Below are 13561 nucleotides of genomic sequence, written 5' to 3'. Positions count from 1 at the left end.
CACAGGCGCAAGCGCCTGGACCGCCCGATACCCTACTGAAACGGAAATAAGATTTCTCCCACATCTGCTTTCCCCTATACTGAATTCGCAAACAACCAGCCTCTGGCGGAGACATTTTGTCCTCACAGCGCAAACATCTGCGGTCGCCGGCTTATCTGCGTTTTCGGCGACGTCTGATCACGGGCCTTTTCCTGATGGCTACCCTAGCCATTGCCGTAGTCGTTACTCAATTCCGCACCAGCTACGTTGAACGCGAACTCGCGGTCAAAACCCAAACCGAACATCACGTCAAAGCGATGGAAGCGCATGTGCTGTATTCGCTTCAATCGGTCGACCTGTCGTTGATAGGCTTTGCCAACGCCATCAAGGTTTTGAACGCGCAACAACGGAACTCACCGGAAATGATGTCGGAACTGTTGTCCTCGCGCGGCTCCACTTTCAACGGTGAATACTGGATCACTTTTCTCGACACCAAGGGCGTGGCAATCGCCACCTCCACCGGCAACAACATCAACGGTTCCCGCTATGCCGAGCGCGACTACTTCAAAGCCCATCTGGATATCGCGATGCGCGGCAAATTATTCATTGGAGAACCCGCACTTGGCCTGCGCAGCAGCCAAAGGTTGTTTTTTCTCAGCCGCCGGGTGGAAAGCGCCAAGGGAGAATTTCTGGGAGTAATCGTGGCTCCGCTCAACGTCAGCCGCTACGTCACCGTATTTGAAAATTCGCGCTTCAATTCCGACATCTCTATCGCGCTGGTGCATGCCGGCGGCAAAGTCATCGCCAGCGTCCCGAATTTTGAGGAATCGTTTGCCCGCGACCTCGGATCGACCGACCTGTTCGACAATGTTCGCCGCGCCAGCTCAGGCACTTACAAAACCATCACCAACACCGACAATTTCACGCGCGTATTCAGCTACCGCGTTTTTGAAAAGCTTCCTTTGATCATCGTCGTCGGCAGCAGCGATTCCGAATCGGCCAGATTGCTTCAGCAAAATTCTTTGATTGCTGGCGCTGGCTTGATCTTGCTGTTGATCCTGATCGCAGGCGCCGGTCATTTTTCACTGCGCACATACACCAGGCAGGAAGAACGCGAACTGCGCTTCCGCGCCCTCTACTCCGCCAGCCGGGAAATGGAACAAAAGCTGCTGGCCAACGAAGCGGAACGCAAGAAAAACGAAGAATCCATGAAGCTGGCGGCCTTGCTTTTCCAAAACAGCGGCGAAGGCATGATGGTCACCGACGCGGACGGCCGGATTTTGACCGTGAATCCAGCCTTTTCCCTGCTGAGCGGCTATACGGAAAAAGAAGTTATCGGCCACCGCGGCTATGAGTTGACGACCAGCCGCCAGGACATCAACTTCTACACACGCATGTTCGAGTCGATCGCCCATACCGGCCAGTGGGAAGGCGAACTCTGGCATCAACACAAAGACGGCGAAGAGTATCTGGTCGCGATGCGCTTCAACACTGTCTATGATGAATTGGGCAATCCATTCCGCTATGTAGCGCTATTGAGCGACATCACCAAAAGGAAGGCATCGGAAGAACTGGTCTGGCGCCAGGCCAATTTCGATGCGCTGACCGGGCTGCCGAACCGGCGCATGTTCCATGAGCATCTACGTCAGGAAATGAAAAAGACCGACCGCTCGCACCTGCCGATGGCGCTGGTGTTCATGGATCTGGATCACTTCAAGGAAATCAACGACACCCTCGGCCACGATAAGGGCGATTTGCTGCTCAAAGAAGTGGCAATCCGCTTGTCCGGCGCCGTGCGCGGGACCGATACGGTGTCGCGGCTGGGAGGCGACGAATTCACCATCATCCTGAGCGAGCTGCACAACGCCGGCGACGTCGTCCGGACGGCGCAGGAAATCCTCAGGCAAATGAGCACGCCGTTCAACCTTGGCAATGCCGGGGACAAACATATCGCCCATATTTCCAGCAGCATCGGCATCACGCTCTATCCCGAAGACGGCGCCGATGCTGAAACTTTAATCAAAAACGCCGACCAGGCCATGTACGCGGCCAAACAGCAGGGCCGCAACCGCTTCAATTATTTCGCCCCGTTCATGCAGGAAGCGACGCGCGTGCGCATGACTTTGGTCAACGAATTGCGCGAAGCGGTCAATCACGACGAATTGCGGATCTTGTTCCAGCCGATAATCGACCTGGCCAGCGGCAATATCTGCAAGGCGGAAGCGCTGGTCCGTTGGCAACATCCAGTGCGCGGACTGCTCAATCCTGCCGAATTTATCAGCATCGCGGAAAGCAGCGGCATGATCGTCGGCATCGGCGACTGGGTTTTCAAGCAGGCGGCTCGGGAAGTGCAAAAGCTGCAGGCTCTGGGATTGCCCGATTTCCAGATCAGCGTGAACAAATCCGCGTGGCAGTTCCGCGACAACGGCAGCAATTACGAACAATGGCTGGATTTTCTCCAGGAACTGCATCTGGATGCGAACAGCATCATCATCGAAGTGACGGAAAACTTGCTGCTGGATACGGCAAACTCGGTTTCGGAGCGAATGCTGGCGCTTCAACATGCCCATATGCAGATTTCGCTCGACGATTTCGGCACCGGTTATTGCTCAGTGGCATTTTTGAGGCGATTCGATATCGATTACATCAAAATCGACCCGACTTTTGTCTCCAATCTGTCGAATGGGACGGATGGCGTCGTGCTTTGCGAGGCAATTATCGCCATGGCGCACAAGCTGGACATCAAAGTGATCGCCGAAGGCATCGAAACACCTCAACAACTGGCCGCCTTGACGGCCGCCGGATGCGATTTAGGACAGGGATACCTGTTTTCCAAGCCGATTTCGGGCGAAGAATTGGAAAAACAGATCAAAAACCAGCTGGCACCTGTGAATAACTCGCTGGATATCCACAGGACGACTTGTGAGTAAGGACGAAGTTGTCCAAAGGACGACATTTTATACAGAATTGCTCCTGAACTGGTACAGCGCTTATGCAAGTGTTTATCTTTCGCGTAAACAAATGATTTGTAAACGTATACATGACTTATCCACAGGCTTTTGGTCGTTTACTATTACTACTATTTTTATATAAATCCTTTGTAAACAAGTAAACCGAATCTGAAGGCCTGCTCGCGCTCTGAAAACACCCCAGAGCACAAAAAACGCCTTAAAATCGACCGATTTTCGTAAACCTCTGTGGAAAAACCGCTTGAAATCCACAGCCTCCATCGTCAAAAACCAAGGAAAAGTATGCGTTTAGGCATCATCAGCGCGTTGGCTGAAGAACAGCATGGGCTGATAGAAGCCCTTGAGAGCCCCTACAAGCTCGTCCATGGCATGAGGGAGTACACGGGTGGGAAACTCTGGGAAATCGACGCTGTGTGCGTTCTGTCGCGTATAGGCAAGGTTGCAGCGGCTATGACAGCTTCCATCCTTGTGGAAAAGTTCGGAGTTACCCACATCGTCTTCACCGGCGTCGCCGGAAGCGGGGATAAAAATGTAAAAGTCGGGGATATCGTCGTCGCTGAGGAACTGGTTCAGCATGATTTCGATGCCAGCCCGCTTTTTCCACAGTTTGAAATCCCGTTGACGGGCTTGTCGCGCTTCGCGACCGATACCGCTTTGACTGAGCAATTGGCTGCCGCAGCCGCACAAACCACGCGCGTACACCGTGGAATGATCGCCAGCGGTGATCAATTTATTGGCAAATTGGCCCAAATTCAGGCGTTAAAGGCTGCTTTGCCTGATTTATTGGCAGTGGAAATGGAAGGCGCCGCAGTCGCGCAGGTTTGTTTTGAGCTAGGCATTCCGTTTGCCGTCATCCGCACGATCTCCGACAACGCCAACGACGACGCCGCCGTCGATTTCATGCATTTCATCAAAACCGTGGCTTCCCGTTATGCTTTTGATGTGATTGAGCGCTTTTGCAGGGAACATGTCGGATCCGTCTGAAATGATGGTTATCCCCGGCGGCACCATCGCCATGAGGGACGATCGAACCGGTCGAGCCTGGGTGGTGGAGCTGCCCGCTTTTGCGATCGGCTGCTATCCGGTCACGCAAGCGCAATATGCGGCCGCCACCGGGCTTTGGCCCTCGTCCCGCGTTTCCGCTCAACGTCCGGTGGAGAACGTCTCCTGGGTCGATGCTGTCCGGTTCTGCAATCTGTTGTCGAACAGCGCCGGTTTCCGCGCCGCTTACGAGTTGGACGACGATGGCATGAGCGCTTCGCGCATAGCCGGCAGCAACGGCTACCGCCTGCCCACCGAAGCCGAGTGGGAATATGCATGCAGGGCCGGCACCAATGGCCCGCGCTATGGCGATCTTGGGGAGATCGCCTGGTACCGGGAAAATTCAGGCGGTCGCCCGCACGCGGTCGGCCAGAAACAGCCCAACAGCTGGGGTCTGCACGACATGCTGGGCAATGTCTGGGAATGGTGCGAAGACCAGTACGATCCGGCGGTTTATGGGCCGTACCGGGTATTCCGTGGCGGGGGCTGGTCGGATGCCGAACGGGGCTGCCTGGCGACGAACCGCCGCCGCAGCCATCCCACCTTCGCCATCGACGATCTCGGCTTCCGGGTGGTCCGGCCGTTGGCCTGATCAGGCAAAAAAAGGGCCGGGTTTTATCCCGGCCCCAAAACAACAACAGGTGATAGGTTTATGCGTCCAGCGTCATCAGGCTGGCGTTGCCGCCGGCCGCGGTCGTATTCACGCACAGAGCGCGCTCAGCGAGCAAACGCCACAGGGGGATGGCGCCATCCTCGTTGGTGTCGATCAGGCCCACCAGCGCCCCGCTACGGGCCGCCAGCGAGGCACGCAGGCCGCCGACCAGCATCGTCTCCACCAGCGCGATCTGGAAATCGCCGTTGAAGCTGTCCAGGCTGCTAATAGCCTGGATGCGGTCTTTGACCACGGCAGGCAGGTCCGCAGGCAGCAATTTGGACGATTCAGCCGTCACCAGCGCCATATTGCCGGTCGCCAGGGTCGCCGCGAGCTGGTTCAACAGGCCGGCTTGCGTGCCGGCCGCGCAGACCACGGCGCCGCGCGCAACCAGCGCCAGCGTGTTGCGTTCGCCCGTCGGGCCCGGCAATACCGTCAAGCTGCCCAGCATCGTGGTGCGGCTGTATTGCTCCGCCAGGGTGGCGATGCGCTCGTGGCCGTGCATTTTCGACCAGACGGTCAGCGCGTCCAGGCCAGGCGTCGCCTGGCGCTCGTGTTGCGCGCTGATGATGGCGCCGCGCTGCAGACGCTTCAGATACAGCGGGCCGCCGGCTTTCGGGCCGGTGCCGGATTTGCCTTCGCCGCCGAACGGCTGCACACCCACTACCGCGCCGACGATGTTGCGGTTGACGTAGATATTGCCGACATGCGCGCGCGAGCTGATGTAGTCGATGGTTTCATCGATGCGCGAGTGGACACCCAGCGTCAGGCCGTAGCCGCTTTCGTTGATCTGTTCGATCAGCTTGGGCAGATCGGCGCGCTTGTAGCGAATCACGTGCAGGACCGGGCCGAACACTTCCTGCGTCAGTTCCGACAGCGAGCGGATTTCCAGCACAGTCGGCGGCACAAAGGTGCCGGCCGACGTCACGCTGGCCGGCAGGTCCAGCGAGAAGTAGTTCAGCGCGGTTGCCTTGAGTTTGTTGATGTGCGCCAGCAGGTTTTGCTGGGCTTCGGCGTCGATCACCGGGCCGATGTCGGTCACCAGGCGATCGGGGCAGCCGACTTTCAGTTCCTGCATCGCGCCCTTGAGCATCTTGATGGTCTTGTCGGCGATATCTTCCTGCAGGAACAACACCCGCAGCGCCGAGCAGCGCTGGCCGGCGCTGTCGAAGGCCGACGAAATCGCATCCTGCACCACCTGCTCCGGCAGCGCCGAGGAATCGACGATCATGGCGTTCTGGCCGCCGGTTTCGGCGATCAGCGGAATGTCGGCGTTTTCCGCGACGGCGCGCTTGGCCAGAGTGCGGTTGATCAGCTGCGCCACCTCGGTCGAGCCGGTGAAGATCACGCCTTTGACGCGCGCGTCGGCGGTCAGGGCGGCGCCGACCACTTCGCCGCGGCCCGGCAGGAATTGCAGCGCGGCGCGCGGAACGCCCGCTTCGTGCAGCAGCTCGACGGCGCGGTGGGCGATCAGCGGCGTCTGCTCGGCCGGCTTGGCCAGCACCACGTTGCCGGCGGCCAGCGACGCTGCCACCTGGCCGGTGAAGATCGCCAGCGGGAAGTTCCACGGGCTGATGCAGGTCACCGGACCCAAGGCCAGCGTGTTGGTCGAGCCGTGCACTTCGGCCGCGTAGTAGCGCAGGAAGTCGACCGCCTCGCGCAGTTCGGCGATGGCGTTCGGCAGCGATTTGCCGGCTTCGCGGATCGCCAGCGTCATCAGCTCCATGGCGTTGGCCTCGAACAGGTCGGCGGCACGGTTCAGCGCGGCCGCGCGTTGCGACGGCTCGGTGGTCTGCCAATCCATGGCGAAATTGCTGGCGCTGGTCAGCGCGGTTTCGACATCGGCGGCGCTCGCCTCCACCAGCTGGCCGACGATGTCGCTGCGTTGCGCCGGGTTGCTCACGTCCTGCACCGGCTGGCCGGCGCTCAGGCCGCCCGCCAGCAGAGGCGCGGCGTGCCAGTGGCGCGGCGCGGCCAGTTCCGCTGAAATTTTACGCAGCACGTCTTCGTTGGCCAGGTCGAAACCGGACGAGTTCTTGCGCTCGGCGCCGAACATGTCCAGCGGCAGCGCGATGCCGGTGTGCGGCAGGCCGCCCTGTTCGCGTGCCAGCGCCACCGGATCCTTGATCAGCGATTCGACCGGGATGGCTTCGTCGACGATCTGGTTGACGAAGGAGGAATTGGCGCCGTTTTCCAGCAGGCGGCGCACCAGGTAGGCCAGCAGCGTTTCGTGGGTGCCGACCGGGGCGTAGATGCGGCAAGGCTTGTCCAGGTTGTCCTTGCCGACCACCTGGTCGTACAGGGATTCGCCCATGCCGTGCAGGCACTGGAATTCGTAGTCCGTCACGCCGTCGCGCTTGGCCCAGGTGTAGATGGTCGACAGGGTTTGCGCGTTGTGGGTGGCGAACTGCGGATAGATCACGCCGGTCGCGCCCAGCAGCTTTTGCGCGCACACCAGGTAGGACACGTCGGTGTAGACCTTGCGCGTGTAGACCGGATAGCCGCTCATGCCGTCGACCTGGGCGCGCTTGATTTCGGCATCCCAGTACGCGCCCTTGACCAGGCGCACCATGAACTTGCGGCCGCTGCGCTTGGCAAGGTCGATCAGGTAGTCGATGACGAAGGGGCAGCGCTTCTGGTAGGCCTGTACGACGATGCCGATGCCTTCGAAACCGGCCAGCTCGGGCTCGTGCGCCAGCGCTTCGATCAGGTCCAGCGACAGTTCCAGGCGGTCGGCCTCTTCCGCGTCGATGTTCAGGCCGATGTTGTAGTGCTTGGCCAGCAGCATCAGCTCGCGCACGCGCGGCAGCAGTTCTTCCATCACGCGGGCGCGCTGGGCGCGGCTGTAGCGCGGGTGCAGCGCCGACAGTTTCACCGAAATGCCGGGGCCGTTCTTGATGCCGCGCCCGTTCGATGCCTTGCCGATCGCATGGATCGCGGTTTCGTAGGAAGCGTAGTAATTCTTGGCGTCGGCCTCGGTCAGCGCGGCCTCGCCCAGCATGTCGTAGGAATAACGGTAGCCGCGCGCCTCGTTGGCCTGGCCGTTCTTGATGGCCTCGGCGATGGTCTGGCCGGTGACGAACTGGTTGCCCAGCATGCGCATCGCCAGGTCCACGCCCTTGCGGATCAGCGGTTCGCCGCCCTTGGAGATGAGCTTGGTCAGGGCCGAGCCCAGGCCGGTCTCGCTGCTGGTCGACACCAGCTTGCCGGTGATCAGCAAGCCCCAGGTGGCGGCGTTGACGAACAGCGAAGGCGATTCGCCCAGGTGCTTGCGCCAGTCGCCCTTGCTGATTTTGTCGGCGATCAGGCGGTCGGCGGTGGCGTTGTCGGGAATACGCAACAGTGCTTCGGCCAGGCACATCAGCGCCACGCCTTCTTCCGACGACAGCGAAAACTCGTGCATCAGGGCATCGACGCCCGAGGCGCGGGTACGCTGTTCGCGCACCGAGCTGACCAGTTTATGGGCCAGTTGCTGGGCCTGCTGCAGCGTGCCGGCGTCGTTGTTTTTGATCTGTTCCAGCAGCCATTGAACGGCGCTGACCTCGTCGCGGCGATAGGCTGCCGTCACTGCTGCGCGCAGGGGAATCGGGTCGCGCAGGATCTCGTCCTGCAAGGCGGCGAAAGGGGTGAAACCGGTGCTTGCTGCTGCTTGCATTGAATACTCTCAGAATAGAAATTTTGGCGCAGTACATTACAAAAAAACGCTCGGCCGGCGGGTGCTGGCGAGCGTGAATCTGAGTCAACTGCTGATGATTCGATTGTAAAGTGATTTCTTCTGGATTAATTCTGGTATTGCAGGGGACTAGCAATAGATTGTTTTTAGTGCGACAATTTAACCAAATAATATTTATTTGGGAGTTCCCGGAAATGTTAGACAAGATCAGCAAAAAAATCTTGATGGAATTGCAGAGCGATGGCCGCATCAGCAATGTGGAGCTGGCGGCGCGCGTGAACCTGTCACCGGCCGCTTGCCTGGAACGCGTGCGTAAGTTGCACGAGTCCGGCTACATCATGGGTTATACCGCGCAGCTCAATCCGCAACTGCTCGACGTATCCCTGCTCGTCTTCATCGAAGTGGTGCTCGATCGCACCACGCCCGAAGTGTTCGACGCCTTCAAACACAGCGTGCAGGTCATCCCCGAAGTACTGGAATGCCACATGGTTGCCGGCGGCTTCGACTACCTGGTCAAAGCCCGCGTCAAGGACATGGCGGCCTACCGCGAATTCCTGGGTAAAACCCTGCTCCAGAAGGGCGTACGTGAAACCCACACCTACGCCGTGATGGAAGAAGTGAAGAATACCACCAAGTTACCGATAAAATAGCATCAGGGAAATAAATTAGTCGAGACGCCCAAGGCGCCTGGTAAAACGGGGGACAAATGAAGCTTTTGCAGCACAGGCTGGTGCAACGTGGATTGTGGATTTTGGGCGCGACGGCGGGTGGTACTTGCCTGGCATATTTATTCAAGCTGGTGGCCGGCGACGGCGCGGCCCTGGTCTACACGGCCGCGCCGGCCGCGCTGGGCGGGGCCGCAGTGGCGTGGTGGGCCGCCCGGCAGAATGGCGACGAGGATGGCGTCAAGCGTTTCGCTCTTGTGGTCGGCGATGAAATCGATGCCATCATGATCGGCGCGGCGGAAACCTCGTATTTCGTCGATTCCGTCAAAAAGAAAATCGAGCTGGACGTGGGGACGGCTGGCGGCATCGCCCGCAGTTCGGCCCACAATGCGCAGGCCACGGCCGCCATTGCCGTCAATGCCGAGCGCGCCGCCAAGATCGCCGCCCAGGTGCGCGGCGAGACGGTGACCGGCCGCACCGAGGCCGATCATGGTTTGCAGCGCATCAATACGGCGCGCCAGGATGCGCAGACCGCGGCGGCCGTCATGGCCAGCTTGCAAACGAATTCACGCAAAATTTACGGATTTACCGAGGCCATCAGCGAAATCTCGGCCCGCACCAACCTGCTGGCGCTCAATGCCGCCATCGAGGCCGCGCGCGCCGGTGAGCAGGGACGCGGCTTTGCCGTGGTCGCCAGCGAGGTGCGCCAGCTGGCGCTGCGCACCAAGGAAGCCACCGACGAAATCAGCACCATGGTGCGCGAAATCAATCAGCAGGCCGAGCAGGCGGCCACCGGCATGAATTCGCTGGCGGCCAAGGTCAGCGAGGCGGCCGGCAATGTGGAAACCGTGCACGGCTTGCTGGGCAATATCGAGCGCTCCTCCGGCGTGTCGGAGGAAGAGATCGGCGAAATCGCGCGGGCCTCGCGCGAACATGTCGCCACCACCGAGGAAATCGCCGCCGCCATCGCCAGCATCCGCGACAGCTTGTTATCGACCGAGAAGGAATTGCCGCGCGCCGCCAGCTCGGCGATGGCGCTGGCGGAACGGGCCGAAGTCATTACCGCCGCGCTGAGCGAGTCGTCGATCGAAACCTCGCACGACGCGATCCGCATTGCCGCGCAGCAGGCGGCCGCGCAGGTGGGACGGTTGTTCGAGGCCGCCATCGCCTCCGGCAAGATCACGCGCGAAGCGCTGTTCGACCGCCACTACACGCCGATCCCGAACACCGATCCGCCCAAGCACAAGACCCGTTTCGACGATTTCACCGACCGGGCCCTGCCGCAGCTGCAGGAAGGCGTGCTGGCGGCGATGCCGCAGCTGGCCTACGCCGGCGCTGTGGATAACAATGGATATTTCCCCACCCACAACAAGAAGTTTTCGCAGCCGCTGACGGGCGATTACGACGTCGACATGGTCAACAACCGCACCAAGCGCATCTTCAGCGACCGCACCGGCAAGCGCTGCGGCTCGAACACCAAGCCCTTCCTGCTGCAAACCTACAAGCGCGACACCGGCGAAGTGATGCACGACCTGTCGGCGCCGATCTATGTGAACGGCAAGCACTGGGGCGGTTTCCGCGTGGGTTACCGCTCCAGCCACCAGTAATCAGTAGGTGTCGTTCTTGGGCGCCGTGCCCGGCGCGGTGCGCTGGGCCACGGAGTTCATGCCTTCCAGGTTCATGCGTAGCCACTTGTGGGCCGGGCTGCGGGCGTCGCGCTCGTGCCACAGCATGTCCAGGTGCACGGCCGGCAGCTGGAACGGCAATTCCTTGGAGATCAGCGCATCGGTCATGCCGGTGGAGGCGATCAGGTGGCGCGGCAGCACCGTGATCAGGTCGGAATTGGCCACCACGCGGCCGGCCGTGAAGAACTGGTTCACGGTCAGCAGGATGCGGCGCTCGCGCTGGATCTGCGCCAGCGCCTCGTCGACCAGGCCGTGCGCGCGGCCGGAGAAGCTCACCAGCAAGTGGTTGGCCTTGCAATAGTTGTCCAGGGTCAGGTCGACCTTGGACAGCGGATGGTCGCGCCGCATCACGCACACATAATGCCCCGAATACAGGCGCTCATGGCGGATCGGCGAGCCGGTCTCATACGACAGCTGCGCCGCCACGCCGGGGAAGAAGCCCACCGCCAGGTCGATATCGCCGCGCAGCAGCATCGGCCGCGGTTCGCGCGTGGTCAGCGGCACCATGCGCACGTTGACCCCCGGCGCCTCCCTTTCGATAGAACGCATCAGCGACGGCAGCCAGAAGGCGGCGGTGGCGTCGGCCATCGCCATGCGGAAGGTGGCGTGGGCGGCGGACACGTCGAAGGTCTCCGGCGCCACCGCCGCCTCCAGGCTGGCCAGCGCGCTGCGCACCGACGGCCACAGCGCCTCCGCGCGCGGGGTCGGCTTGACGCCGTAGGCGGTGCGGATCAGCAATTCGTCGCCCAGGCTCTCGCGCAGGCGCTTGATGGCGTTGGAGACGGCGGGTTGGGTCATGGCCAGGTGGCCGGCGGCGCGTGTCAGGTTCTGCTCTGTCATCACGGCGTCGAAGACGCGTAACAAATTCAAGTCCAGCGTCAAAAAGCTCATGTCGGCTCGGGATGTGGGGTTGGGGTCAGTGCAGTATCGAGAAATATGGATTTCCCGTCAATGATAAGACATCCCATTCACCAAACGAATAATTGTTATCGGGGAAGTAAATTGGATACTTATGTTGCGCTGCACTATAGTTACACTTGATTCTAAATGCAGTATAACAACATGTCTACCATCATCTCAGTCGTACAGAATATTTCCTTGGCCGCCGCCGGTGAGCTGGCGCTGGCGAGCGGCGCTTTGTGCGCGCTGGCCGTCCTGTTCAAACCGCTGCTGCGCGGCCTGGCGCGGGCCGCCATGCTGGTCGTCAAACCCAAGCGCAGCAAGGAAGAGCAGCTGCAGCGCCGCCAGATGCGCGACGCGATGATGCTCAAGCGCATGCTCAATGCGATGGAAGGCGACCCCAGCCACGCCGCCGAACTGCGCGCCATGGCTTCGCGTGCTTAAGGATAAGGCAGCGGTACCGGCCTCCGGTACCGCGCCGCAGCATTACTTCTCGCCCAGCAGGGCGGGCTTCAACGAACTGTCGACCGGCTTATCACCCAGCCAGATGCGCAGCACGGCGTTGTAGAACGCCACGTCCGGCATCAATTCCCCGATTTTCTTTCCGTTCAGATAGCACTGCGTGCCCTCGCCCGGGTTCCAGTCCAGCGTCAGCTGGTCGCCCTTTTTCAGCGCCTGGATCTGCGCGAACACTTCGCCGAACTTCATCGTCTGCGGCAGGATCTTGCTGCGCTCGTTCTTGTCGGTGTTGTTGTTCAGGCCGTCCATGAAGGCCTTGCCGAAGTCTTCCGAGCTCACTTCGCGCAACATGGTGATGGCCACGCGGCGCGGGCCCGGCGTGGCCAGCACGTCCGGCACGGAGGTTTTCTTTTCGGTCAGGTAGAGGCCGGCGGCGTAGACCTTGAAGATCACCTTGGTCCGCAGGCCCGCGCCGTTGAGCTTGAGTTCCTTGCCGGCGACATTGATGCTGTCGTCGAACTTGACGCCGGCCACTTCCACGGCGGCAAATGCGGGCAGGCTGAAGCTGCCGGCCAGGAAGGCGGCTGCCATCAGGCTCTTGATGATGTTTCTGCGATTCATGAGTTGTCTCCGAGGAATATAAATGCCAGCGTCCCGCCTGCGAGGCGGGCGTTGCTGGAATATACCACCGGGAGCGGGGCAAAAACGCGCTGCGGCGCAAATTGGCCGCACGGTCATGCTTTTTTAGGCTCGTCAGGCCTTGGCGGCCTGCAAACGCTCGAATTTTTCGCGCAGTTGTTCTTCGCTCTCGCGCCAGGCGGGATTGAAGGGGATGCAGCTGACCGGGCACACCTGCTGGCATTGCGGCTCATTGAAATGGCCGACGCATTCGGTGCACTTGTCCGGATTGATTTCGTAAATTTCGGCGCCCATGTAGATCGCGTCGTTCGGGCACTCCGGCTCGCAAACGTCGCAATTGATACAGTCGTCGGTGATCATCAAGGCCATGCTGGAACTCGCTTATTGCTCGGCGGCGTTGTTGGCGGCAATTTTCTTTTGCAGCCAGCGGTCGACCGATGGGAAAACAAACTTCGATACGTCGCCGCCCAGCACCGCGATCTCGCGCACGATGGTGCCGGAGATGAACTGGTACTGGTCGGACGGGGTCAGGAACAGGGTTTCGACGTCGGGCAGCAGGTAGCGGTTCATGCCCGCCATCTGGAATTCGTACTCGAAGTCGGACACGGCGCGCAGGCCGCGCACGATGACGCGGGCGTCGTGCTCGCGCACGAAATCTTTCAGCAGGCCGGAGAAACTCTCGACCTTGACGTTGGGATAGTGGCCCAGGACTTCGTTGGCGATGGTCAGACGCTCTTCCAGCGAGAAGAACGGCTTCTTGTTCTTGCTGTCGGCAACACCCACCACCAGCGTGTCGAATAGACCGGATGCGCGACGCACCAGATCTTCGTGACCACGGGTCAGCGGATCAAAAGTTCCTGGATAAACGGCTACTACCATCGCGGCTCCTTGCAGTGCAC

Annotated in this window: 11 protein-coding genes; 6 read left to right on the top strand and 5 right to left on the bottom strand. The window is 60.5% G+C overall.

Annotated features, from left to right (window positions below):
* Positions 1-116 precede the first annotated feature (116 nt).
* From AC07WS_RS01745 to AC07WS_RS01735, 3 genes are all read left to right on the top strand, one after another.
* Positions 117-2909, top strand: a complete 2793-nt coding sequence (locus AC07WS_RS01745) for a bifunctional diguanylate cyclase/phosphodiesterase (protein WP_494727431.1) — start codon at positions 117-119, stop codon at positions 2907-2909.
* A gap of 321 nt (positions 2910-3230) precedes the next feature.
* A complete protein-coding gene (locus AC07WS_RS01740) occupies positions 3231-3932 on the top strand; it encodes a 5'-methylthioadenosine/adenosylhomocysteine nucleosidase (protein WP_494727430.1) in 702 nt (233 codons plus the stop codon).
* Position 3933: 1 nt separating this feature from the next.
* A complete protein-coding gene (locus tag AC07WS_RS01735; protein WP_494727429.1) occupies positions 3934-4581 on the top strand; it encodes a formylglycine-generating enzyme family protein in 648 nt (215 codons plus the stop codon).
* A 58-nt stretch (positions 4582-4639) separates the two neighbouring features.
* Here AC07WS_RS01735 and putA read toward each other — a convergent pair whose 3' ends face one another.
* Positions 4640-8296 (bottom strand): trifunctional transcriptional regulator/proline dehydrogenase/L-glutamate gamma-semialdehyde dehydrogenase, encoded by a 3657-nt coding sequence (gene putA / locus AC07WS_RS01730; protein WP_494727428.1) that lies wholly within the window; start codon positions 8294-8296, stop codon positions 4640-4642.
* A 212-nt stretch (positions 8297-8508) separates the two neighbouring features.
* On the opposite strand from putA, the gene AC07WS_RS01725 reads away from it, so the two are divergent.
* On the top strand, positions 8509-8964 hold the full coding sequence (locus tag AC07WS_RS01725) for an Lrp/AsnC ligand binding domain-containing protein (protein WP_008443393.1): 456 nt from the start codon (positions 8509-8511) through the stop codon (positions 8962-8964).
* A 56-nt stretch (positions 8965-9020) separates the two neighbouring features.
* The gene (locus AC07WS_RS01720) at positions 9021-10586 is read left to right on the top strand and encodes a methyl-accepting chemotaxis protein (RefSeq protein ID WP_494727427.1); all 1566 of its coding nucleotides are present in this window, start codon (positions 9021-9023) and stop codon (positions 10584-10586) included.
* On the opposite strand, the gene AC07WS_RS01715 is transcribed toward AC07WS_RS01720, so the two are convergent.
* Positions 10587-11555: a LysR family transcriptional regulator gene (locus AC07WS_RS01715; RefSeq protein ID WP_161088526.1), complete on the bottom strand. Its 969-nt coding sequence runs from the start codon at positions 11553-11555 to the stop codon at positions 10587-10589.
* A 171-nt stretch (positions 11556-11726) separates the two neighbouring features.
* On the opposite strand from AC07WS_RS01715, the gene AC07WS_RS01710 reads away from it, so the two are divergent.
* Complete coding sequence (locus tag AC07WS_RS01710; protein WP_494727426.1) at positions 11727-12008, top strand: hypothetical protein; 282 nt, start codon at positions 11727-11729, stop codon at positions 12006-12008.
* Between the two features lie 42 nt (positions 12009-12050).
* Here AC07WS_RS01710 and AC07WS_RS01705 read toward each other — a convergent pair whose 3' ends face one another.
* The 3 genes from AC07WS_RS01705 to coaD form a co-directional block, all read right to left on the bottom strand.
* Complete coding sequence (locus tag AC07WS_RS01705) at positions 12051-12644, bottom strand: chalcone isomerase family protein (protein ID WP_494727425.1); 594 nt, start codon at positions 12642-12644, stop codon at positions 12051-12053.
* Positions 12645-12776: 132 nt separating this feature from the next.
* Positions 12777-13031 (bottom strand): YfhL family 4Fe-4S dicluster ferredoxin, encoded by a 255-nt coding sequence (locus AC07WS_RS01700; RefSeq protein WP_494727424.1) that lies wholly within the window; start codon positions 13029-13031, stop codon positions 12777-12779.
* A 12-nt stretch (positions 13032-13043) separates the two neighbouring features.
* Positions 13044-13541 carry a pantetheine-phosphate adenylyltransferase gene (gene coaD / locus AC07WS_RS01695; RefSeq protein WP_161084294.1) on the bottom strand — a complete coding sequence of 166 codons (498 nt, stop codon included), beginning with the start codon at positions 13539-13541 and terminating at the stop codon, positions 13044-13046.
* Positions 13542-13561 lie beyond the last annotated feature (20 nt).

Source organism: Duganella sp. GW821-FHT01E12, from assembly GCF_059422325.1.
Note: the sequence above shows the minus strand (reverse complement) of the source record. Positions and strands in the feature narration are given on the sequence as shown.